General features: G+C 67.6%; 20 protein-coding genes. 8 read left to right on the forward strand and 12 right to left on the reverse strand.

The window, feature by feature from the left end:
- Positions 1–69: 69 nt before the first annotated feature.
- Positions 70–891 (reverse strand): posphoenolpyruvate synthetase regulatory kinase/phosphorylase PpsR, encoded by an 822-nt coding sequence (gene ppsR / locus DX912_RS00325; RefSeq protein ID WP_115840477.1) that lies wholly within the window; start codon positions 889–891, stop codon positions 70–72.
- Positions 892–1,080: 189 nt separating this feature from the next.
- Here ppsR and ppsA point away from each other — a divergent pair, with 189 nt between their 5' ends.
- Positions 1,081–3,465, forward strand: coding sequence for a phosphoenolpyruvate synthase (gene ppsA, locus DX912_RS00330; protein WP_115840478.1), 2,385 nt, complete (start codon positions 1,081–1,083; stop codon positions 3,463–3,465).
- 89 nt (positions 3,466–3,554) lie between these two features.
- Positions 3,555–4,601, forward strand: a complete 1,047-nt coding sequence (locus DX912_RS00335) for a mechanosensitive ion channel family protein (protein ID WP_115840479.1) — start codon at positions 3,555–3,557, stop codon at positions 4,599–4,601.
- 3 nt (positions 4,602–4,604) lie between these two features.
- Here DX912_RS00335 and orn read toward each other — a convergent pair whose 3' ends face one another.
- A complete protein-coding gene (orn, locus tag DX912_RS00340) occupies positions 4,605–5,180 on the reverse strand; it encodes an oligoribonuclease (RefSeq protein ID WP_115840480.1) in 576 nt (191 codons plus the stop codon).
- A gap of 86 nt (positions 5,181–5,266) precedes the next feature.
- Here orn and DX912_RS00345 point away from each other — a divergent pair, with 86 nt between their 5' ends.
- Positions 5,267–5,749: a DUF2721 domain-containing protein gene (locus DX912_RS00345; protein ID WP_115840481.1), complete on the forward strand. Its 483-nt coding sequence runs from the start codon at positions 5,267–5,269 to the stop codon at positions 5,747–5,749.
- 15 nt (positions 5,750–5,764) lie between these two features.
- On the opposite strand, the gene tadA is transcribed toward DX912_RS00345, so the two are convergent.
- Positions 5,765–6,283 carry a tRNA adenosine(34) deaminase TadA gene (tadA, locus tag DX912_RS00350; RefSeq protein WP_115840482.1) on the reverse strand — a complete coding sequence of 173 codons (519 nt, stop codon included), beginning with the start codon at positions 6,281–6,283 and terminating at the stop codon, positions 5,765–5,767.
- Between the two features lie 205 nt (positions 6,284–6,488).
- Between tadA and acnD the strand changes: the two genes are divergently transcribed.
- The 3 genes from acnD (at position 6,489) to prpF (ending at position 11,030) form a co-directional block, all read left to right on the forward strand.
- Positions 6,489–9,101 (forward strand): Fe/S-dependent 2-methylisocitrate dehydratase AcnD, encoded by a 2,613-nt coding sequence (gene acnD / locus DX912_RS00355; protein WP_115840483.1) that lies wholly within the window; start codon positions 6,489–6,491, stop codon positions 9,099–9,101.
- A 61-nt stretch (positions 9,102–9,162) separates the two neighbouring features.
- Positions 9,163–9,612 carry an SRPBCC family protein gene (locus DX912_RS00360; protein WP_115840484.1) on the forward strand — a complete coding sequence of 150 codons (450 nt, stop codon included), beginning with the start codon at positions 9,163–9,165 and terminating at the stop codon, positions 9,610–9,612.
- A gap of 230 nt (positions 9,613–9,842) precedes the next feature.
- Positions 9,843–11,030, forward strand: a complete 1,188-nt coding sequence (prpF, locus tag DX912_RS00365) for a 2-methylaconitate cis-trans isomerase PrpF (protein WP_115840485.1) — start codon at positions 9,843–9,845, stop codon at positions 11,028–11,030.
- 69 nt (positions 11,031–11,099) lie between these two features.
- Here the strand turns inward: prpF and guaA are convergent, their stop codons facing one another.
- The 3 genes from guaA to folD form a co-directional block, all read right to left on the reverse strand.
- On the reverse strand, positions 11,100–12,665 hold the full coding sequence (gene guaA / locus DX912_RS00370) for a glutamine-hydrolyzing GMP synthase (RefSeq protein ID WP_115840486.1): 1,566 nt from the start codon (positions 12,663–12,665) through the stop codon (positions 11,100–11,102).
- A 127-nt stretch (positions 12,666–12,792) separates the two neighbouring features.
- Positions 12,793–14,250, reverse strand: a complete 1,458-nt coding sequence (gene guaB / locus DX912_RS00375) for an IMP dehydrogenase (protein WP_115840487.1) — start codon at positions 14,248–14,250, stop codon at positions 12,793–12,795.
- A gap of 328 nt (positions 14,251–14,578) precedes the next feature.
- Entirely contained in the window at positions 14,579–15,484 is a 906-nt protein-coding gene (gene folD, locus DX912_RS00380) for a bifunctional methylenetetrahydrofolate dehydrogenase/methenyltetrahydrofolate cyclohydrolase FolD (RefSeq protein WP_115840488.1), read from the reverse strand.
- A 110-nt stretch (positions 15,485–15,594) separates the two neighbouring features.
- On the opposite strand from folD, the gene DX912_RS00385 reads away from it, so the two are divergent.
- Both DX912_RS00385 and DX912_RS00390 read left to right on the forward strand, forming a co-directional pair.
- A complete protein-coding gene (locus DX912_RS00385) occupies positions 15,595–15,906 on the forward strand; it encodes a DUF1244 domain-containing protein (RefSeq protein ID WP_115840489.1) in 312 nt (103 codons plus the stop codon).
- Entirely contained in the window at positions 15,903–16,682 is a 780-nt protein-coding gene (locus DX912_RS00390; protein WP_115840490.1) for an alpha/beta hydrolase, read from the forward strand. The genes DX912_RS00385 and DX912_RS00390 overlap by 4 nt, the downstream gene beginning before the upstream one ends.
- Positions 16,683–16,686: 4 nt before the next feature.
- Here DX912_RS00390 and moeB read toward each other — a convergent pair whose 3' ends face one another.
- The 6 genes from moeB to DX912_RS00420 form a co-directional block, all read right to left on the reverse strand.
- The gene (moeB, locus tag DX912_RS00395; RefSeq protein ID WP_115840491.1) at positions 16,687–17,823 is read right to left on the reverse strand and encodes a molybdopterin-synthase adenylyltransferase MoeB; all 1,137 of its coding nucleotides are present in this window, start codon (positions 17,821–17,823) and stop codon (positions 16,687–16,689) included.
- A 17-nt stretch (positions 17,824–17,840) separates the two neighbouring features.
- On the reverse strand, positions 17,841–19,058 hold the full coding sequence (locus tag DX912_RS00400) for a molybdopterin molybdotransferase MoeA (protein WP_115840492.1): 1,218 nt from the start codon (positions 19,056–19,058) through the stop codon (positions 17,841–17,843).
- The gene (gene mobA, locus DX912_RS00405) at positions 19,055–19,660 is read right to left on the reverse strand and encodes a molybdenum cofactor guanylyltransferase (protein WP_115840493.1); all 606 of its coding nucleotides are present in this window, start codon (positions 19,658–19,660) and stop codon (positions 19,055–19,057) included. The genes DX912_RS00400 and mobA overlap by 4 nt, the downstream gene beginning before the upstream one ends.
- 363 nt (positions 19,661–20,023) lie before the next feature.
- Positions 20,024–21,424: a ribosome biogenesis GTPase Der gene (gene der, locus DX912_RS00410; protein WP_115840494.1), complete on the reverse strand. Its 1,401-nt coding sequence runs from the start codon at positions 21,422–21,424 to the stop codon at positions 20,024–20,026.
- Positions 21,425–21,642: 218 nt separating this feature from the next.
- Positions 21,643–22,842: an outer membrane protein assembly factor BamB gene (gene bamB / locus DX912_RS00415; RefSeq protein WP_115840495.1), complete on the reverse strand. Its 1,200-nt coding sequence runs from the start codon at positions 22,840–22,842 to the stop codon at positions 21,643–21,645.
- A complete protein-coding gene (locus DX912_RS00420) occupies positions 22,842–23,474 on the reverse strand; it encodes a YfgM family protein (RefSeq protein ID WP_115840496.1) in 633 nt (210 codons plus the stop codon). Before DX912_RS00420 ends, bamB begins: the two co-directional genes overlap by 1 nt.
- Between the last annotated feature and the right edge of the window lie 18 nt (positions 23,475–23,492).

Genomic DNA, 23,492 nt, shown 5'->3' on the forward strand with positions numbered 1-23,492 from the left:
CCGGTGGCAGGCATACGGTAAGGGTTCCTCGCGAGCGCGTTTTCCGGGGTTTTCCCGCTACGCCGCCGTTCAGAACATCTCGCGATGGATCCCCAGCGTGGTCAGGACCTTGCTCGAGATCTCCTCGATCGAGGTATTGGTCGTGCTCAGGGTCGAAATCCGCTCCGCACGGAACATCGCCTCGGCCGCCGCGACTTCCCGCTTGCAGGTTTCCAGCTGGGCATAGCGGGAGTTCGGCCGGCGCTCCTGGCGGATCTGCTGCAGCCGGACCGGATCAATCGTCAAACCGAAGAGCTTGTTGCGATACGGCCGCAGGCGCGGCGGCAGGCGGTCGTGTTCCAGGTCTTCCTCGGTCAGCGGGTAGTTCGCCGCGCGCACGCCGTAATGCAGCGCCAGATACACGCAGGTCGGCGTCTTGCCCGCGCGCGATACCGCGACCAGCACAAGGTCCGCGTCGTCGTAGTTGATGGCTTGGCCGTCGTCGTGCGTCAGCGCGAAATTCATCGCGTTGATGCGCCGGTGGTAGGTGTCGAAATCCACCATGCCGTGCGCCTGGCCGATGCGGCGTTCGCGCGTCTGTTCCAGCTCGCGCTCCAGCGGTTCGATGAAGGGCGCGAAGACGTCGAGCATCAGCGCGCCGCTTTCTGCCAGCGCGTGGCTGACATCGACGTCCATGCACGAGTTGATCACCACCGGGCGAACACCGTACGACTCCGCGGCGACGCGGATCTTCTCGCCCACTTCACGCGCGCGCTCGACGCTGTCGACGAACGGGATGCGGTCGGTCACGAAGCGCGTCTGGGTGAACTGGGTCAGCAGACTGTGGCCGATGGTCTCGGCGGTGATACCGGTACCATCGGATACGTAGAAGACGGGACGCACGCCGGCCATCGGTTTTCTCCTGAACTGGGCGTTCACAATACAAAAAACGCCGATGAATCAAGCTTGTCTGCCCCCGGCGCCCGGGCGATCATATCCGGATCGCTGCGCGTCACGCGCCTGGGCGCGCCGGCCTTGTTCCGCCATTCCTTCGAATCGCTTGCTGTCCTTGCCTGCTGTAACTGCCTGGAGATCGCCCGCTTGAACGAGAACATCCTCTGGCTGCACGCGCTGCGCCTCACCGATCTGGCCCGCGTCGGCGGCAAGAACTCCTCGCTCGGCGAGATGATCGGCAACCTCGCGAACCTTGGCGTGTCGGTCCCCGGCGGCTACGCGACCACTGCCGAAGCCTTCAAGGACTTCATCGCGCATAACGACCTGCACCAGCGCATCTACGACAAGCTGGCGACGCTCGACGTCGAGGACGTCAACGCGCTCACCGCCGCGGGCGCCGAGATCCGCAGCTGGGTGATCGACGCCCCGCTGCAGCCGGAGCTGGATGCCGACATCCGCAAGGCCTACAAGCAGTTGTGCGACGAAAACGGCGGCGGCGACGTCGCCGTTGCCGTTCGTTCCTCCGCCACCGCCGAAGACCTGCCCGACGCGTCCTTCGCCGGCCAGCAGGAAACCTTCCTCAACGTCACCGGTGCCGACGACGTCGTGCACAAGGTCAAGGAAGTCTTCGCTTCGCTCTACAACGACCGCGCGATCGCCTACCGCGTGCACCACGGCTTCAAGCACGAGGACGTGTTCCTCTCGGCCGGCGTGCAGCTGATGGTGCGCTCGAACGTCGGCTCCTCCGGCGTGCTCTTCACGCTCGACACCGAATCGGGTTTCCGCGATGTCGTCTTCATCACCTCCAGCTATGGCCTGGGCGAGATGGTCGTGCAGGGCGCGGTGAATCCGGACGAGTTCTACGTCTACAAGCCGACGCTGCTGCAGGGCAAGCAGGCCATCCTGCGGCGCGGCATGGGCGCCAAGCAGCTGCGCATGGTCTATTCCGACACGCCCGGCGAGCGCGTGCGCACCGAGGAAACGCCGGCGGATCTTCGCAACACGTTCTCCATCAGCGACGAGGACGTGCACGAACTCGCGCGCCAGGCGCTGACGATCGAGAAGCACTACGGCCGCCCGATGGACATCGAATGGGCGAAGGACGGCGTGAGCGGCAAGCTCTTCATCGTGCAGGCGCGACCGGAGACGGTGAAGTCGCGCGGCCATGCCACGCAGATCGAGCGCTACCAGCTCACCCAGCGCGGCGAAGTCGTATGCGAAGGCCGCGCAATCGGCCAGAAGATCGGCACCGGCGTCGCGCGCGTCGTGCGCTCGCTGGCCGACATGAACCGCGTGCAGCCGGGCGACGTGCTCGTGGCCGACATGACCGATCCCGACTGGGAGCCGGTGATGAAGCGCTCCGCCGCGATCGTCACCAACCGCGGCGGCCGCACCTGCCACGCGGCGATCATCGCGCGCGAACTCGGCGTGCCGGCCGTCGTCGGCACGGGCAACGCACTGGACACGATCCAGGACGGCCAGGAAGTCACCGTCAGCTGCGCCGAAGGCGATACCGGTTTCATTTACGCCGGCACCCTGCCCTTCGAGCGCCACGTGGCCGACCTCGACAAGATGCCCGAGGCGCCGCTCAAGGTGATGATGAACGTCGCCAACCCCGAGCGCGCATTCGACTTCGCGATGCTGCCGCACGCGGGCGTGGGCCTGGCGCGCCTGGAAATGATCATCGCCAGCCACATCGGCGTGCATCCCAAGGCGCTGCTGGAATACGACCAGCAGGATGCCGCGACGAAGAAGAAGATCGACGAGAAGATGGCCGGCTACGCCAGCCCGGTTGATTTCTACGTGGACCGCCTGGCCGAAGGCATCGCGACGATCACCGCGTCGTTCGCGCCGTATCCGGTCATCGTTCGCCTGTCGGACTTCAAGTCCAACGAGTACGCCAACCTCATCGGCGGCTCGCGCTACGAGCCGCATGAAGAGAACCCGATGATCGGCTTCCGCGGCGCCAGCCGTTACGTCGATCCGAGCTTCACCGAGGCGTTCGCGCTGGAATGCCGCGCGGTGCTGAAGGTGCGCGAGCAGATGGGCCTGACCAACTGCTGGGTGATGATCCCGTTCGTGCGCACGCTGGAGGAAGGCCGCAAGGTCGTCGAGGTGCTGCGTTCCAATGGCCTCGAACAGGGCAAGGACGGGCTGAGGATCATCATGATGTGCGAAGTGCCGTCCAACGCGCTGCTCGCCGACGAATTCCTCGAGATCTTCGACGGCTTCTCGATCGGCTCCAACGACCTGACGCAGCTCACGCTGGGCCTGGACCGAGACTCCGGCATCGTCGCCAAGCTCTTCGACGAGCGCGATCCGGCGGTGAAGAAGCTGCTGTCGCTGGCGATCAAGTCCGCGCGTGCGAAGGGCAAGTACGTCGGTATCTGCGGCCAGGGCCCGAGCGACCACCCGGATCTGGCCGAATGGCTGATGGACCAGGGCATCGAATCAGTGTCGCTCAATCCTGACACCGTGGTCGACACGTGGCTTCGACTGGCGAAGGCCAAGGCGAAGAAGGCTGCAGCCTGACGGCTCGCGCTGTACCCTGCGATGAGCCATCGACGCCCCGCTTATGCGGGGCGTCGTATTTTGTAGACGTTCACGCACATCGCGCATCCATGCGCGTTCGCAAGGAGGTTGCTTTGCTCGCCGATCCGAAGACCCAGGCCGAAGTGCAGGATTCGCTGTCGAACCTCACGCGCCAGTTCGACCCTGACGTGCCGTTCCACTTGATGACTGCCGAGCAGTTCTGGGGCTGGGCGATGGACGTCGGCATTAAGCTCGGCGGCGCGTTGCTGGTGTTCTACATCGGCATGCACCTGGCGAAGTGGGCCGTTCGCGCGGCGGGCCGGGCCTTGACTCGCGCGCATGTCGAACCGACCTCGTCGCAGTTCATCGGTCGCGTGCTCTACATCGCGCTGATGATCGTGCTGCTGCTGGCGATCCTGCAGGGCTTCTTCGGGGTGGCGCCAACGTCGTTCATCGCGATCATGGGCGCTGCGGGCCTGGCGATCGGCCTGGCACTGAAGGACTCGCTGTCGAACGTCGCCTCCGGCGTGATGCTGGTGACGCTGAAGCCGTTCCGCGTGGGCGACGTGGTGCAGATCGGCGGCAGCAGCGGCACGGTGGAAATGGTCCGCATCTTCCAGACCCAGCTGCGCGGCGCGGACAACCAGACGATCGTGCTCCCGAACAACCTGATCACCACCGCCCCGATCATCAACCTCACGCCCGACACGCGCCGTCGCATCGAACTGGTCATCGGCATCAGCTACGAGGACGACATCGACGTGGCGCGCGCGGCGATCATGGACATCATGCAGGCCGACAAGCGCATCCTAGACACGCCTGCGCCCGACGTCGTCGTTTATGAACTGGCCGACATCGCGGTGCGCCTGGGCGTGCGCTGCCACGTGAGCAACGCCGACCACTTCGCGACCAAATGCGATCTCAACGAGCGCATCAAGAAGGCGTTCGACAAGGCCGGCATCAGCATCCAGCAGGCGCAGCGCGACATCCGTGCGCAGCGGCGTGTGCTCGAAGCGGTCCAATCCTCGGCAGCCAGCGCGGCCGGCGTTACCGATACCGCGCAGTCGTCACCCGATCAGCAATCGCCGAGCCCGTCGCCCTCGCCCGACCAGCAGTCGCAGCCGGACCAGCGCTGAGGCCTACTCGTGCGCGTCGCCGCCGAGGCGACCCATGAAGCCGCGGTAGTGGCGCAGTTCGGCGATGGAGTCGCGCACGTCGCTCAGCGCGGTGTGGCGGGCGTCCTTGTTGACGCCGGCCAGCACATCGGGCGCCCAGCGGCGCGCGAGTTCCTTGATCGTGCTGACGTCGAGGTTGCGGTAGTGGAAATGCTTCTCCAGCCGCGGCATCAGGCGATGGAGAAACCGGCGATCCTGGCAGATCGAGTTGCCGCACATCGGCGACTTGCCCGCCGGCACCCAGTTCTGCAGGAATTCCAGCGTCTGCTGCTCCGCCTGGGCGATGTCGACGCGGCTGTCGAGCACGCGCTGCCACAGGCCCGAACGGCCGTGCTGGTTGCGGTTCCACTCATCCATCGCTTCGAGGCGCGACAGCGGATGCGAGATCGCGAGTTCCGGGCCTTCGGCCAGCACGTTGAGCTGCTTGTCGGTCACCACCGTGGCGATCTCCAGGATGGAATCGCGATCGGTATCCAGACCCGTCATTTCGAGGTCGATCCAGATCAGGTGTTCGTCGTTCGGAGAAGGGACGGCCGCCATGCGCTCGCACTGGAATGAGGACCGGCGCATCATACAGCCAGCCCGCCCCGCGGCTTCGCGCCGCGCTCACGGAACGGAAACGCTACATGCCCTCGCCCGTCGCGATCGATCCCACGCACTACGCCGTCGTCTCGGCGATGATCACCCCGGCGTTCTTCCTCACCGCCGCCAGCTCCCTGCAAATCTCGTCGAACAACCGCCTCGCGCGTGTCGTCGACCGGATGCGCGCGGATATCGAGATCCTGCGCGGCCTCCCGCAAGGCCCGGCGCGCGTGGAGCAGGAAGCGCGCATCGCGACCCACCGGCAGCGTTCGTACCTGGTGCTCGCCGCGGTGCGCATGCTCTACGCCTCGATCAGCGCCTTCGTCGGCACGAGCCTGGGCATCGCGGTGGACGCCTTCTTCGGCTACCGGCTTGACCTGGTGCCGACGGGACTGGCGGTCGTCGGCGTACTGCTGATGTTCGCCGCGTCGGTGTGCCTGGGTTACGAGGCGACGCTGGGCCTGCGGATGCTGGATCGCGAATTGAACGAGCAGCTGGCGAAGGACCGACTCGAAGTGAAGGAGTGAGGTCGCGCGAGCGCCCTACTCTTGCGGCGCCGCAGGCGCGCCCTTGCCCCGCTTGCTCCTGAAATACGCCGTCAGCTTCGCGCCCGATTCCTCGCCCAGCACGCCGCCGGTGACCTGCACCCGGTGGTTATGGCGCGGATCGGCGAGCAGGTCGAACACGCTGCCGGCCGCACCGGTCTTCGGATCGCTCGCGCCGTACACGACCCGGGCGACGCGTGCGTGCACCATCGCCATCGCGCACATCGCGCACGGCTCCAGCGTCACGTAAAGCGTCGAGCCGAGCAGCCGATGATTGCCCACGCGCAGGCCGGCCTCGCGCATCGCCACGATTTCGGCGTGCGCGGTGGGGTCGCGCAGCGTGATGTTGCGATTCCATCCCTCGCCCAGCACCTGCCCGTCGGCGGACACCAGCACCGCGCCCACCGGGATCTCATCGTCCTCGCGCTGCGCGCGTTCGGCCAGCGCCATCGCGTGGCGCATCCAGCGCACGTCCGTGTCGTCCACGGGCTGCGCGTTCGTCGTTTCCTGAACCATCGCGACAGGATGCCCGAGGCCGCGCGGCCGTGCCACGTCGCATCGGGATTTCGGGCACGTCATGCCGTATTCGATCAGCCTTCACGCGCCTGAAACCGCTAAAATTGGCGTTCCCCGCGCCTGCGCGGACAGCCAGCCACCGACGGCCCCGCGCCACGGCCGCCCGCCACTCCAGGACCGCGCTTCGTCCATGAATTCCACGCCCATGAATTCCCAACACCGCAAACCGCTTCCCGGCACGTCGCTGGAGTATTTCGACGCGCGCGAAGCGGTCGAAGCCATCCAGCCCGGCGCTTGGGCCGGACTGCCCTACACCTCGCGCGTGCTGGCCGAGAACCTGGTGCGTCGCTGCGATCCGACCACGCTGGTCGCGTCGCTGAAGCAGCTCATCGAACGCCGCCGCGACCTCGACTTCCCTTGGTTCCCGGCGCGCGTGGTGTGCCACGACATCCTCGGCCAGACCGCGCTGGTCGACCTCGCCGGCCTGCGCGACGCCATCGCCGACCAGGGCGGCGATCCGGCGAAGGTGAACCCGGTCGTGCCGGTGCAGCTGATCGTCGACCATTCGCTCGCCGTCGAATGCGGCGGCTACGACCCCGATGCGTTCGCGAAGAACCGCGCCATCGAGGATCGCCGCAACGAAGACCGCTTCCATTTCATCGAGTGGACCAAGCGCGCGTTCGAGAACGTCGACGTGATCCCGCCGGGCAACGGGATCATGCACCAGATCAATCTGGAGAAGATGTCCCCGGTCATCCAGTCGCAGGGCGGTGTCGCGTTCCCCGACACCTGCGTCGGCACCGACAGCCACACGCCGCACGTCGATGCGCTGGGCGTCATCGCGATCGGCGTGGGCGGCCTGGAAGCGGAGAACGTCATGCTCGGCCGCGCGTCGTGGATGCGCCTGCCGGACATCATCGGCGTCGAACTCACCGGCAAGCGCCAGCCGGGCATCACCGCCACCGACATCGTGCTCGCGCTGACCGAATTCCTGCGCAAGGAAAAGGTCGTCGGCGCGTACCTGGAGTTCCGTGGCGAAGGCGCATCGAGCCTGACGCTCGGCGATCGCGCGACGATCTCGAACATGGCGCCCGAGTACGGCGCAACCGCGGCGATGTTCTTCATCGACAACCAGACGCTGGAGTACCTGCGACTCACCGGCCGCGACGACGCGCAGGTGAAGCTGGTGGAAACCTATGCGAAGACCGCAGGCCTGTGGGCCGACGACCTCGCGCACGCGCAGTACGAGCGCACGCTGACGTTCGACCTGTCGAGCGTCGTGCGCAACATGGCCGGCCCGTCGAATCCGCACAAGCGCCTGCCGACGTCGGATCTCGCCGAGCGCGGCATCGCGGTGAACCTCGACGCGGCGCTCGCGCAGGAGGCGCAAGGCCTGATGCCCGATGGCGCGGTGGTCATCGCCGCCATCACCAGTTGCACGAACACCAGCAATCCGCGCAACGTCATCGCCGCCGCGCTGCTGGCGCGCAATGCGAACGCGCGCGGGCTGACGCGCAAGCCGTGGGTGAAGACTTCGCTTGCCCCGGGTTCCAAGGCCGTGCAGCTGTACCTGGAAGACGCGAAGCTGCTGCCGGAACTGGAGAAGCTGGGCTTCGGCATCGTCGCCTTCGCCTGCACGACGTGCAACGGCATGTCGGGCGCGCTGGATCCTGCGATCCAGCAGGAAATCATCGATCGTGACCTGTACGCGACGGCCGTGCTGTCGGGCAACCGCAACTTCGACGGCCGCATCCATCCGTACGCGAAGCAGGCTTTCCTCGCCTCGCCGCCGCTGGTGGTCGCCTACGCCATCGCAGGTACCGTGCGTTTCGACATCGAACGCGACGCGCTGGGCCTGGACGCCGACGGCAAGCCGGTCACGCTGAAGGACATCTGGCCGAGCGACGAGGAAATCGACGCCATCGTCGCGCAGAGCGTGAAGCCCGAGCAGTTCCGCCGCGTGTACGAGCCGATGTTCAACATCCGCGTCGAACACGGCGAACGCGTGAGCCCGCTGTACGACTGGCGCCCGCAGAGCACCTACATCCGTCGTCCGCCGTACTGGGAAGGCGCGCTGGCCGGCGAGCGAACGTTGCGCGGCCTGCGTCCGCTGGCCGTGCTCGGCGACAACATCACGACCGACCATCTGTCGCCCTCCAACGCGATCCTGATGAACAGCGCGGCCGGCGAATACCTGCACAAGATGGGCCTGCCGGAAGAGGACTTCAATTCGTACGCGACGCATCGCGGCGACCACCTCACCGCGCAGCGCGCGACGTTCGCCAATCCGACGCTGGTCAACGAAATGGCCGTCGTCAATGGCGACGTGAAGAAGGGATCGTTGACGCGCATCGAGCCGGATGGCCAGGTCGTGCGCATGTGGGAAGCGATCGAGACCTACATGGAGCGTCGCCAGCCGCTGATCATCATCGCCGGCGCCGATTACGGCCAGGGTTCCTCGCGCGACTGGGCGGCCAAGGGCGTGCGCCTGGCGGGCGTCGAAGCCATCGTCGCAGAGGGTTTCGAGCGCATCCACCGCACCAACCTGATCGGCATGGGCGTGCTGCCGCTGGAGTTCAAGCCGGGCTTCAACCGCACCGTGCTGCGCATCGACGGCACCGAGACCTTCGATGTGACCGGCGAGCGCAAGCCGCGCGCCGACCTCACGCTGGTCATCCACCGCCGCGACGGCGAGCGCGTGGAAGTGCCGGTCACCTGCCGTCTAGACAGCGACGAGGAAGTGTCGATCTACGAAGCCGGCGGCGTGCTGCAGCGCTTCGCGCAGGACTTCCTGGAATCCTCGGCGCGCGCGGCCTGATCGCCGCGCCGGTTCCGCTTTCGCGACACGCACCTCTTCCCACCACGCAAGGAGTAGCGAAATGCCCGGAACCGTCACCCTGCACCGCGTGATCCGCGCGCCAGCCGAACGCATCTACCGCGCCTTCATCACGCCGGCGGCGATGGTGAAGTGGCTCCCGCCGCATGGCTTCACCGGCGAAGTGCACGCGATGGACGCACGCGTCGGCGGCAGCTACCGCATGTCGTTCACCAACTTCGGCACCGGTGGCAGCCACTCCTTCGGCGGCACGTACCGCGAAATGGTGCCCGGCGAGAAACTGCGCTACGACGACCAGTTCGAGAATCCCGACATGCCCGGCACGATGGAAGTCGACGTGACGCTGAAGACCGTCATGTGCGGCACCGAAGTGAGCATCGTCCAGAAGGGCATTCCGGACGCGATCCCGGTCGAGTTCTGCTACCTCGGCTGGCAGGAGTCGCTGGAGATGCTGGCGAAGCTGGTGGAGCCCGAGATTCCGGACGGGGCGTGATGCATCCGGCTGTCGCTCCGATGCCGGCTGTCATTCCCGCGAAGGCGGGAATACATCCTTCCGCGGTATCAAGACCTCCGAATGGCGTGATCCATCGGATGCATGGATCCCCGCCTTCGCGGGGATGACAGCTTCAAGCGGCGTGGCTTCAAGCGGCGACGCAGCCTCAGACAGCAAGACAGCTTCAGATCGCACGACATCCTCAAACAGCAACGCGGAACGAACTACCCATGACCCACGCCCCCCAGATCCGTATCCCCGCCACCTACATGCGCGGCGGCACCAGCAAGGGGGTGTTCTTCCGCCTCGACGACCTGCCCGAACGCGCGCGCGTGCCCGGCAATGCGCGCGATGCACTGCTGATGCGCGTGATCGGCTCGCCTGATCCGTATGGCAAGCACACCGACGGCATGGGCGGCGCGACGTCGAGCACGAGCAAGTGCGTGATCATCTCGACGTCGTCCCAGCCCGGGCACGACGTCGATTACCTCTACGGCCAGGTGTCGATCGACACCGCCTTCGTCGACTGGAGCGGCAACTGCGGCAACCTCAGCTCGGCGGTCGGGCCGTTCGCCATCGCCAACGGCCTCATCGATCCGGCGCGCATTCCGCGCGACGGCGTCGTCACGGTGCGCATCTGGCAGGCGAACATCGGCAAGACCATCGTCGCGCACGTGCCGGTCACGAACGGCGAAGTGCAGGAAACCGGCGACTTCGAGCTGGACGGCGTGACCTTCCCGGCAGCCGAGATCGAGCTGGAATTCCTCGATCCGTCCGACGACGGCGAAGGCGGCGGCGCGATGTTCCCGACCGGCAACCTCGTCGACGACCTCGACGTTCCCGGCGTGGGGACGTTCAAGGCCACGCTGATCAATGCGGGCATCCCGACGATCTTCCTCGATGCGTCGGACCTGGGCTTCACCGGTACCGAGCTGCAGCCGGCCATCAACGACAACCCGAAGACGCTGGCGATGTTCGAGACCATCCGTGCGCACGGCGCGGTGCGCATGGGGCTGATCGAACGCATCGAGCAGGCGGCCAAGCGCCAGCACACGCCGAAGGTCGCCTTCGTCGCGCCGGCGCAGGACTACACCGCCTCCAGCGGCAAGCACATCGCGGCCGCTGACATCGACCTGCACGTCCGCGCATTGTCGATGGGCAAGCTGCATCACGCGATGATGGGCACGGCGGCGGTGGCGATCGGCACTGCGGCGTCGATTCCCGGCACGCTGGTTAACCTCGCCGCGGGCGGCGGCGAACGCGAGGCGGTGCGTTTCGGGCATCCGTCCGGCACGCTGCGCGTGGGCGCACAGGCCCGACTCGTGGACGGCCAGTGGACCGTCACCAAGGCGATCATGAGCCGCAGCGCGCGCGTACTGATGGAAGGCGCGGTGCGGGTTCCGGGCGATTCGTTCTGACGTCGGGCCAATGCGGATAAGAAAAGCCCCGCTTTCGCGGGGCTCTTCATTTGCCTCATCGGCGCAGGATCACTCCCACTCGATCGTCGCCGGCGGCTTGCCGCTGATGTCGTACACCACGCGCGAGACACCGCGCAATTCGTTGATGATGCGGTTGGACACGCGACCGAGGAAGTCGTAAGGCAGGTGCGCCCAGTGCGCGGTCATGAAGTCGATGGTTTCCACCGCGCGCAGCGCGATCACCCATTCGTAGGCACGCGCGTCGCCGACCACGCCCACCGACTTGACCGGCAGGAACACGGCGAATGCCTGGCTCGTGCGGTCGTACAGGTCGGCCTTGCGCAGCTCGTCGATGAAGATGTGATCGGCACGCGCCAGCAGTTCGGCGTATTCGCGCTTCACTTCGCCCAGGATGCGCACGCCCAGGCCCGGGCCCGGGAACGGATGGCGGTAGACCATCGCGCGCGGCAGGCCGAGTTCGACGCCGAGGCGACGCACTTCGTCCTTGAACAGCTCGCGCAGCGGTTCGACGAGGCGCAGCTTCATGTCTTCCGGCAGGCCACCGACGTTGTGGTGGCTCTTGATGACGTGCGCCTTGCCGGTCTTGCTGCCGGCCGACTCGATCACGTCCGGGTAGATCGTGCCCTGCGCCAGCCACCTGGCGTTGGCGAGCTTGGCCGACTCCTCGTCGAAGATCTCGACGAACAGGTTGCCGATGATCTTGCGCTTGGCTTCGGGATCCTCGACGCCGGCCAGCGCCTTGAAGTAGCGGTCGGCGGCGTTCACGCGCACGACCTTCACGCCCATGTGCTCGGCGAACATCGCCATCACCTGGTCGCCTTCGTTCCAGCGCAGCAGGCCGGTGTCGACGAACACGCAGGTGAGCTGCTCGCCGATCGCCTTGTGCAGCAGCGCGGCGACGACGGAGGAATCCACGCCGCCGGACAGGCCGAGGATCACCTCGTCCGAGCCGACCTGCTCGCGCACGCGCGCGATCTGGTCCTCGATGATGTTCGCCGCGGTCCACAGCGTCTTGCAGCCGCAGATGTCGGCGACGAAGCGGCGCAGCAGCGTCTGGCCCTGCTTGGTGTGCGTGACTTCCGGATGGAACTGGACGCCGTACCAGCGCTTGTCCTCGCGGGCCATCGCGGCGACGGGGATGCGGTCGGTCACGGCGGTGACGGTCCAGCCCGGCGGCGCCTTGGCGACGTGGTCGCCGTGGCTCATCCACACGTCGATGCGCGGCTCGCCGTCGTGGTCGGTCAGCCCGCCCAACAGCGCGTCGTGCGCGACGAGTTCGACTTCAGCGTGGCCGAATTCGCGCGCGTCGGCCGCTTCGGTCGCGCCGCCCAGCTGCGCGGCGAGCGTCTGCATGCCGTAGCAGATGCCCAGGATTGGCAGGTTCGAATCGAAGACTTCCTGCGGGGCGCGCGGCGCACCTTCCTCCGTCGTCGATTCGGGACCGCCCGACAGGATGATGCCCTTCGCACCGAACGCCGCGATCTCCGCCGGATCGTGGTCCCACGCCCAGATTTCGCAGTAGACGCCGATCTCGCGGATGCGGCGGGCGATCAGCTGCGTGTACTGCGCGCCGAAATCGAGGATGAGGATCTTGTCGCTGTGGATGTTGGTCATTGATGGCGTTCGGTTGTGATGTCCTTGCCGTCCATGGCGTCACGCATCGGCTTCGGAACGCCCGGCCCGGCCGTCCATGGCCGGGCGTTCGCATGCGCGCGAGCCAGTGGCTCGCGAGCGCGCATGCTCACCCGGCGCGATAGTTCGGCGGTTCCTTCGTGATCTGCACGTCGTGCACGTGGCTCTCGCGCGCACCGGCGTTGGTGATGCGCACGAAGCTCGGCTTCTTGCGCATGTCCTCGATGCTCGCGCAGCCGACGTAGCCCATCGTGGCACGCAGGCCGCCGGCGAGCTGATGCACGACGTTGCGCAGCGGGCCGCGATACGGGACGCGACCTTCGATGCCTTCCGGCACGAGCTTGTCGGCGTCCGAGGCATCCTGGAAATAGCGGTCCTTCGAACCCTGCTCCATCGCGCCCAGCGAACCCATGCCGCGGTAGCTCTTGTAGCTGCGGCCCTGGAACAGTTCGACTTCGCCCGGCGCTTCCTCGGTGCCGGCGAACAGGCCGCCGATCATCACCGTCGAGGCGCCGGCGACGATGGCCTTGCCGATGTCGCCCGAATAGCGGATGCCGCCGTCGGCGATCAGCGGGATGCGGTCCTGCAGCGCTTCGGCGACCATCGCCACCGCGGTGACCTGCGGCACGCCCACGCCGGCGACGATGCGCGTGGTGCAGATCGAGCCCGGGCCGACGCCGACCTTCACCGCGTCGGCGCCGTTGTCCATCAGCGCGAGCGCGGCGTCGCCGGTGACGATGTTGCCGCCGATCACCTGCAGCTGCGGGAAGTTCTTCTTCACCCAGTTGACGCGATCGAGCACGCCCTGCGAATGACCGTGCGCGGTATCGACCACGACCACGTCCACGCCGGCCGCGGCGAGCGCTTCCACGCGCGCCTCGGTGTCGCCGCCGACACCCACGGCCGCGCCGACCAGCAGGCGTTCGCTGGTGTCGTAGGCCGCGTTGGGGTTGTCGGACTTCTTCTGGATGTCCTTCACGGTGATCAGGCCGCGCAGCTCGAAGCCGTCGTTGACCACCAGCACCTTCTCGATGCGGTGTTTGTGCAGCAGGCTCAGGACTTCCTCGTCGGTGGCGCCTTCGCGCACCGTCACCAGGCGGTCCTTCTTGGTCATGATGTGGCGGACCGGATCGTCGAGTTTCTTCTCGAAGCGCATATCGCGACTGGTGACGATGCCCATCAGCTGGCCGCCTTCCACCACCGGCACGCCGGAGATGTTGCGCGCGCGGGTGAGCTTGAGGACTTCGCCGATGGTCGTGTCGGGCCCGACGGTGAAGGGCTCCTTGATCACGCCGGCCTCGAACTTCTTGACCTGCGCGACCTGCGCCGCCTGGGCTTCCAGGCTCATGTTCTTGTGGACGATGCTGATGCCGCCGAGCTGGGCCATGGCGATGGCCAGACGGGCTTCGCTGACGGTGTCCATCGCGGCCGAGAGGATCGGCAGCCGGATGTTCAGGTCGCGGGTGAGTCGGGTGGTGAGCGAGACGTCCTTGGGCAGGACCGTCGAGTGGGCCGGGACGAGCGAAACGTCGTCGTAGGTCAGTGCTTCAGCCTGGATGCGCAGCATGGGCGGGGGCCGGGAGGCGGATGAAGCGCGTTATTGTAACGCTTTCGGCGGTCTCTACGCCTTTGTCGCATCGGACGTGTCGTTCTACGGACGGTGCGGGACGCGCTTGACGCGATTTGCTTCGCAAATCACGTCCCACACGTGCTCCATACCCGCCCCTCGCGGCTCCGCCGCGACCGCCCCTAACTTAGGGGCTGGGGCAAAAGCCCGGCTTCGTTCGCCACTGCTGCCTCGCTTTTGAGCCCCTCTCGCTACGGGAGAGGGGTCGGGGTGAGGGGCAACGAAGCGAAAGCGTAACCGGTCGTCTCAACCGAGCAGCGCTGCGCGACTACTTCACCGCGTGCCACCCCTGCCCCGAATCCGCCGCCTCCGCCGCTTCCAGCGTGTTCTGCATCAGCGTGGCGACGGTCATCGGGCCTACGCCGCCCGGGACCGGCGTGATCCAGCTGGCGCGCTGGGCGGCCGCTTCGAAGCCGACGTCGCCCACCAGTCGGCCGTCATCGAGGCGGTTGATGCCCACGTCGATCACCACCGCGCCCGGCTTCACCCATTCACCCGGGATCAGGCCCGGGCGACCCACCGCAACCACGAGGATGTCGGCGTTGCGGATGGAGGCTTCGAGGACCTCGGGCGGCGTGAACTTGTGGCAGCTGGTGACGGTGCAGCCGGCGATCAGCAGCTCCAGCGCCATCGGCCGGCCTACGTGGTTGGAGACGCCCACGATCGTGGCGCTCTGGCCGCGCACCGGGCGGTCGGTGTACGCCAGCAGCGTCGTGATGCCCCGCGGCGTGCACGGGCGCAGGCCGAACTGGCGCAGCGCGAGGTGGCCGACGTTCTCGGGATGGAAACCATCCACGTCCTTGCGCGGGTCGATGCGGTGAATCAACTCGGTCGCGTCGCGACGGTCCGGCAACGGGAGCTGCACCAGGATGCCGTGCACGTCGGGATCGGCGTTGAGCGTGTCTATCAGCGCCAGCAGCTCCTGGTTGCCCGTGTCGGCCGGCAGGTCGTAGTCGATCGCGCGGATGCCCACTTTCTGCGCCGCACGCCGTTTGTTCTTCACGTAGACGCTGGACGCCGGATCGTTGCCGACCAGCACGACCGCCAGCCCCGGGCGCGACTTGCCGGAGGCGACGCGCGCGTCGACGCGGCTCTTGAGCGTATCGAGCAGGTCTTCGGCGATGCGCTTGCCGTCGAGAATGCGGGCCGGAGCCTGGGTCGTGGAGACGGTCATGCCTTGGGCTGGAGTACATTCGGGCCGGGCATTATCGCTCAAGCCATCCCGGAAGGCCGGCCCATTCCGCAGGCTCCCGACTCCCCCGCTCCGGAACGAAGACAGTCCCCATGACCGAACCCGATTTCGAAACCACCCAGATCGAGGCTGCTGCCTTCCGGCGCCTGCTCCAGCACCTGCTCCAGGAACGCCCCGACGTGCAGAACATCGACCTGATGATCAACGCCGGCTTCTGCCGCAACTGCCTGGCTGACTGGTACCGCGAGGCCGCCGAGCATCGCGGCATCACGATGACGAAGGACGAGGCGCGTGAGGTGATCTACGGCATGCCGTTCGCGCAGTGGAAGGCGCAGCACCAGCGCGAGGCGACGCCCGAGCAGGTGGCCGCATTCGAGGCGGCGCAACGCCGTCACGCGCAATGAGCTTCGTGCGCCGCCAGTGGCTGGGCTGGGCGGCGCTGCCGGTCATCGGTTATGCCGGCATCGTCGCATGGCTGTTCTCCAAGCAACGCGACCTGATCTACCTGCCCGAAGGCACGCGCATCGACGTCGCGCAGACCGACTTCACCCTGGCGCGTGACGACGTCCAGCTGCACGGCTGGGTGCTGCATCCGCAGGCGTCGCGACCGGTGATCTATTTCGGCGGCAATGCCGAAGGCATCCAGCACCGGCGCGAGATGCTCGACCGCCTGCTGCCGGATCGTCCTGTGTACCTGGTGTCGTACCGCGGCTATGGCGCCAGCGGTGGCGTGCCGAGCGAAGCCGCGCTGCTCGGCGACGCGCTCGCACTGTTCGACGAAGTGCGTTCGCGCCATCCGAACCAGCCCATCGCGGTGATCGGCTCCAGCCTCGGCAGCGGCGTTGCCAGTTACGTGGCGAGCCAGCGCGACGTGTCGCAGCTGGTGTTGATCGCCCCGTTCGACAGCCTCGCCGCGGTCGCGCGGGTGCACTATCCGGCCTTGCCGATCCGCTGGATCCTTCGCGACCGCTTCGATTCGATCGACCGCCTGCGCGGCTACGAGGGCGACGTCATGGTCATACGTGCCGCGCTCGACACCGTCGTGCCGCCGGCCAACACCAACCGGCTGATCGCCGCGCTGGGCAAGCCGCCGAAAGTCGTCGACCTGCCGCAGGCCGGGCACAACACGATCAGCGGCAATCCGGAGTTCGAACAGGCGCTGGCGGACTTCCTGCGCTGACGCGTCAGGCCGCGCAGAATTTCGCGTAGTCGATGTAGCCCGGAAAGTCGCGTCCGGCAGCGCACACCGGGCAATCCGGATCGGCCGACAGCCGCGTTTCGCGGAACCGCATTCCCATTGCATCGAAGTGCAGCAGCCGACCCGCAAGCGGCTCGCCGATGCCGAGGATCAGCTTGATCGCCTCGGTCGCCTGCAGCAGGCCGATCACGCCTGGCAACACACCCAGCACGCCGGCTTCGGCGCAATTGGGCGCCGCTTCCGGCGGCGGCGGCTCGGGAAACAGGCAGCGATAGCACGGCGCATGGCCGCGGCGGCGGCCGGCATCGAACACGCTCACCTGCCCTTCGAAACGATGCACGGCGCCGTAGACCAGCGGCTTGCCGAGCTTCACGCAGGCGTCGTTGAGCAGGTAACGCACGGGGAAGTTGTCGGCGCCATCGACGACGACGTCGGCCCCTTCGATCAGCCGCTCGACGTTTGCGGCGGTGATGCGCTCCTGGAACGTCTCGATGTTGACCGTCGGATTCAGCGCCGCCAGCGCGATCCTCGCCGATTCGACCTTCGGCACGGCGATGCGGTCTTCGGTATGGAGGATCTGCCGCTGCAGGTTGCTGCGATCGACGATGTCATCGTCGGCCAGCACGATCGTGCCCACTCCCGCGGCGGCCAGGTAGAACGCCGCCGGCGAGCCGAGTCCGCCCGCGCCGACCATCGCGATGCGCGCGGCCTGCAGTTTGCGCTGCCCGGCTTCGCCGACTTCCGGCAGGCGCAGGTGACGCGAGTAGCGGTCGTAGAAATCGAAGTCGCGTTCGTCGCGGGCGACCGGCAGGCCTTCGGCGATCCAGCGCGTCGTGCCGCCGTCGACCGACGCCACGCGCGTGTAACCGGCGGCAATAAGCGCCTGCGCGGCCTTCATCGAGCGCGCGCCCGATTGGCAGATCACCAGCACGTCGGCGTTGCGGTCGGGAAGCGCGGCCTGGGGATCGGCTTCCAGATCGCCGCGCGCGATGCCGAGCGCGCCTTCGGCGAAGCCCGTGGCGCGTTCGTGCGACTCGCGCACGTCCACGATCACCGCGCCGTCGCGCTGGCGTCGCAGGGCGTCGGCGGGGGCGATGATTTCGATCCGGGAGGCAGTGTTCATGGCCCGATTATCCCCCCTCACGCGTAACGCAGGATCTCCACGACGGTGCCGGCCGCCAAACGCTGCGGTCCATCCGGTACCACGATCAACGCGTTGGACTCGCCAACCGCGCGCAAGCGATGGGAGCCGACCGCGGGATTCGGATCGGCGCGCAGCACGCCGTGTTCGTCGCAGAACACCGTGGCACGCTGGAATTCGCGGCGAGCGTGGGATTTTTCGATCGGCGCGACGAGCTGCGCGCGCTCGGCCGGGCGCGGTTCCGTGCGGCCCTGCAACGCGTCGATGAGCGTGCGGCCGAAACCCAGGAACGTCGCGAACACCGACACCGGATTGCCCGGCAACGCCAGCACGCGCGCCTGGTCGAGACTGCCGAACAGCACCGGCATGCCCGGCTTCATGCGCACCTTCCAGAAATGCACTTGGCCGAACTGCTGCACGACCGCCGGGATGTGGTCCTTCTCGCCCGCCGAAACGGCGCCGCAGGTGACGATCAGGTCGAACGCGCAGCCCGCATCGCGCAGCGCGATCTCCACCCGTTTCGGATCGTCGGGCAGTCGCGGCCACGCAGTCGGTTCCAGGCCTTCGGCGCGCAGCAGGCCCATGAGCAGTTCGCGATTGCTGTCGTAGATCTCGCCGGGCGCGAGCGACAGCCCGGGTTCGACGAGTTCGTCGCCGCTGCTGAACACCGCCACCGTCGGCTTGCGGAACACCGTGAGCGACGGCACGCCGAGCGATGCGGCGAGCGACACGCGCGCAGGCGTGAGGCGCTTGCCGGCCTGCAGCACGCATTCGCCAGCCCGCACGTCCTCGCCTTCGCGGCGCAGGTTCGCGCCGGCATCGGGCGGCGTCAGGACAACCACGCGGTCACCGTCGACGCGCGTGTTTTCCTTGATGACGACGGTATTGGCACCGGCCGGCATCGGCGCGCCGGTGGTGATGCGCACGCATTCGCCCTCGCCCACGCGGATCTCGCGGGCGCGGCCGGCGAACTGTTCGTCGATCAGGCGCAGCGTCGTCTCGCCTTCGCGGAGATCGGCATGGCGCAGCGCGAAGCCGTCCATGGCGCTGTTGTCGAACGGCGGCAGCGCAATGGGCGCATGCACGTCGGTGGCGAGGATGCGCCCGTGCGTGCGCGACAGCGGCAGGGTTTCGGTATCGAGGCGGTGCTTTGCCGCGACGTCGCGGACGATCGCGACGGCGTCGTCGAAGGCGAGCTGGATCGGGAAGTCGGTCATGCGGGGGAGTCGGTTTCGCCGGGCACCGCGCCGGCGGCGGCGAGGTCCTGCGGCGTGTTGAGGTTGCCGAAGCGTACGCCGTCCAGTCGGACGGCGACCATGCGCAGATGACGTTGCAGCGAATGGATCGCCAGGTCGTTCGCGGCGATGGCGCGCGCCGCGGCCTCGCGCAAGGATGCCGTGGGCCATAGCGCGACGAGCGGCTGCGGGCCGTCGTCGTCCACGGCGTATGCGCCGTGCGCGCTCGCGGCGGCACTCAGGCTGGGGACGAGGCAGTCGTTCACGCCGACCAGATCGACGGGGAGCGTCAGCAACCACGGCGTATCACAGGCGGCGGCGAGCGCATCGAGGCCGGCGAGCGGGCCGAGATCGCCGTCGTGGCGATCGGCCACGGCGCGAAGGCCGAGGCGCTCGTAGCGTTCGCGGCAACGGTTGGCGCTGATCAGCGTGGCGCTGGTTTCGGATGCGAAACGTCGCCGCCAGCGCTCGACCTGCGCGACGCCGTCGCGCTGCAGCCAGGCCTTGTCGATACCGCCGAGCCGGCTCGCGCGGCCGCCGGCGAGGATGCCCAAGGTGATGTCGCTGGCGGGGATGGGCGGCATTCGGGGAGTTTAAGGCCCCGCCGGCTGTCGTCCTGGAGTACTAAGGGTTCCGATTCGGGCCTTGGTCGGACGACGGCGCTGCAAACGCAGGCGCGCTGCGCGCGGAAGCGTTACAGGCCTGGATCCCGGCCTTCGCCGGGATGACGCAACCGCGCTGCGCCTGAAGCGTTACGGGCCTGGATCCCGGCTTTCGCCGGGATGACGCAACCGCGCTGCGGCTGAAGCGTTACGGGCCTGGATCCCGGCCTTCGCCGGGATGACGCAACCGCGCTGCGCCTCAAGCGTTACGGGCCTGGATCCCGGCTTTCGCCGGGATGACGCAACCGCAAAGGCGTTGGCGCCTGGCGCCAACGCGCGGTTGCGTCACTTGCCCTTCTTTACGTGGCGGATCATGCGGCGCTTCTTCGCGACCTGCCGCTCGGTGAGCACGTTCTTCTTGCCTTCGTACGGATTGGCGCCTTCCTTGAACACGAAGCGCACCGGCGTGCCGACCAGCTTGAAGCGCTTGCGGAAGAAGTTCTCGAGGTAGCGCTTGTAGCTGTCGCTCAGCGTGCGAAGGCGAGTGCCGTGCACCACGAACGTTGGCGGATTGTTCGCCGCCGGGTGTGCGTAGCGAAGCTTGGCGACGTGACCGCGCACGGTCGGCGGCGGGTTGGTTTCGTATGCGACTTCCAGCGCCTTGTTGACTTCGCTGGTGCTGAATTCGTGCGTGGCGGAAGCATGCGCGCGATGGATCGCTCGGAACAGCTCGCGCAGGCCGGAACCGTGCTTGGCGCTGATGCGCACCGCTTCGGCCCATTCCACGAAGCCCAGCTTGCGCGTGAGCAGCGCTTCGGCCTGCTGGCGCTGGTAATCAGTCAGGCCGTCCCACTTGTTGACGGCGACAACCAGCGCGCGGCCGGCGTCGAGCGCCAGGCCCAGCACGGTCGCATCCTGGTCGGTGATGCCCTCGGATGCGTCGAGCATCACCACCGCCACCTGGCACTGCTCGATAGCCTGCAGCGTCTTGACGATAGAGAACTTCTCCACCGCCTCTTCCACGCGCGCCTTGCGGCGTACGCCAGCGGTATCGACCAGCCGGTACAGCCGGCCGTCGCGCTCCATGTCGATGGAAACCGAATCGCGCGTGGTGCCCGGCACTTCGGAGGCGATCATCCGCTCCTCGCCGAGCAGGCGGTTGACCAGCGTCGACTTGCCCACGTTCGGGCGGCCGATGAAGGCCACGCGGATGCGCGACGGATCGGTGTCCAGTTCGGTCGCCGTGCCCTCTTCCGGCACGCGCTTGAGCACGGCGTCGATCAGCTCGTCGATGCCCTGGCGGTGCGCCGACGACACGGCGATGACGTCGGTGATGCCGTAGCGGGCGAACTCGTTGATCGCGGCCTGCGCGTCGAGGCCGTCGGTCTTGTTGACCACCAGCATCGCCGGGCGCGCGGTCTTGCGCAGCCAGGCGAGGATGTCGTCGTCCAGCGCCGAGGCGCCTTCGCGGCCATCGACGACGAACAGCACCAGGTCGGCTTCCTCGGCCGCCGAACGGGCCTGCCGCGCGGTGGCGCCGGCCAGTCCTTCGTCCTCCCCGGCGATACCGCCGGTGTCGACGATGGCGAACGGGCGCTTGCCCTCCGGCCGCGCCACGCCGTAGTTGCGGTCGCGCGTGACGCCCGGCTGGTCGTGGACCAGGGCGTCGCGGGTGCGCGTCAGCGCGTTGAACAGCGTGGATTTTCCAACGTTGGGACGGCCAACGAGGGCGACGAGCGGAAGCATGCTGGGAACCGGTGCGGTATGGGGAACGGAAACGGAGCGCCGTGACGGGCGGCGGGAAGCCGCGCGGTGGCCGGCTCCGGGGCCCGGTCCGTGGGTCATCGGGGTACGGCATGATGACGGGCCGGGCGACAAAAGGGAAACCGGGGCCCGCAATCCACATGAAAAACGGCCCGGACTCTCGCCCGGGCCGTTCGTCGTGTGCTGCCCTGCGCAGGCGCTTACTGCAGGCGGAAGGCCGTCAGCTCGCCGTTGACGTTCTGCACGATGGCGATGCCGTCGGCCACGACCGGGGCGGCCTTCACGGCCTTGCCGCCGACGCGCTCGCGCGCGGCGAAGGCGCCGTCGTCCAGCTTCAGCCAGTGCACGTAGCCGTCGAAATCGGCCACGACGGCGAAATCGCCCTGCACCGCCGCGCCCGTCACGTTGCGACGTGCCAGCGCCGGCTGCGACCAGAGGGCTGCGCCGCTGTTCTTGTCCAGGCCGAACACCGAGCCCGTCGGGTCGGTCACGACCAGGCGGTCGGACGCCATGCCGATGCGACCCGCTCCGCCGTGCTCCGCCGACCACATCGGGCGGCCGCTCGGGGCATCGATCGCCAAGGTCTGCTTCTTGAAGCTCGTGGCGAACAGCGTGGTGCCTTCGAGCACGGGCGTGCCGTCGACGTCGGCCATGCGATCCAGCTCGGTGCGGCCTTCCGGCTGCGCGATCGGCTGCTCCCACATCGGGCGGCCATCGTTCGCCGACAGCGCCGACACCGTGCCGTCGTCATTGCCGATGAACACGAAACCCGGGCCAAGCACCGGGCCGTCGTTGCCACGCAGCGACAGCATCGGCACTTCCTGCACCCAGAACCAGCGACGCTCGCCGCTGGCGGCATCGAACGCGGTGACACGGCCGTCGTTGGAACGCACGAACACGGAGTTCATGCCGATGGCCGGCGCCGCGATGACCTCGTTCGGCACGTGGGCCTTCCACTTCTCTTCACCGGTGCTGGCGTCGAGGGCGATGACTTCGCCATCCAGCCCGCCGACCACAACCAGGCCCTCGCCCACGCCCGGACCGCCGGACAGGCGGATGTTGGCCTTCTTGTCGGGGCGGTATTCCCAGACCTGCTTGCCGGTCTGCAGATCGAATGCGTGCACGCCGCCTTCGATCGCTGCCGCGAAAACGCGGCCGTCGGCGACGACCGGGCCCTGACGCACGCCGATGCGGCCTTCGCCCTTGCCGGCGTTGGCCGACCAGATCTTCTGCACCGTCACCGACGGGGTGATGTCGGTCAGTTCGGCCGGCTCGTTCGGCTTGCCGTCGTCCTTCTTCTTGTCGCCACCGAACCAGCCCTTGATGGTGGAGCAGCCGGCGAGCGAAGCCGCGCACAGCAGCACGACGGAGGTACGCAGCAGCATGGAACGGTGCTTCATCAGGACTTGGCCTCGGGCTTGGCGGGCGTGCCGCCGACTTCGGTGAGCTTGAGTTCGAGCAGGCGGCGATGCGGCGATGCCACATCGAGCTTGGCCATGGCCTCGGCGTAGGCAGTGCGTGCCTGGTCCTTCTGGCCGAGCGCGAGGTGCGCGTCGCCACGCACTTCGATGCCCGCCGCCGTGTCGGCATCCGCGACGAGCTTCAGCGCGGCGTCGGCCTGCTTCTTCTCGATCAGCAGGCGCGCGGTGCGTTGCTGGATGATCTGCCGGATCGCCGGATCTTCGGTCTTGATGCCCTGGAGCGTCGCGAGCGCGGCGTCGTTCTGGTTGGCTTCCACCTGTGAACGGGCCAGTTCGAGCGCGGCAAGGGCGCGATAGCTCGAACCTTCCTCAAGTGCCTTGACCTTGGCGTCGGCCGTCTTGTCCTTCGCGTCGATGGCGTCGATGGCGGCCTGGTACTGCGTGGCCATGCCCATGCGCGCCTGCTCGTGCCGCTGGTCCCACCACTTCCATCCACCGATGGCCGCCAGGCCCAGCGCGATGCCGCCGATCAGGCCCGCACCGTTGTTGCGCAGCCACTGCAGGACGCGTTCGCTTTGTTCGTGTTCGTCGAGAAGATCGTCAATCGCCATCGGTACCGGCTGCCGTGC

The sequence above is a fragment of the Lysobacter soli genome, from assembly GCF_003382285.1.
In the GTDB taxonomy this organism is placed as follows: domain Bacteria; phylum Pseudomonadota; class Gammaproteobacteria; order Xanthomonadales; family Xanthomonadaceae; genus Lysobacter_J; species Lysobacter_J soli.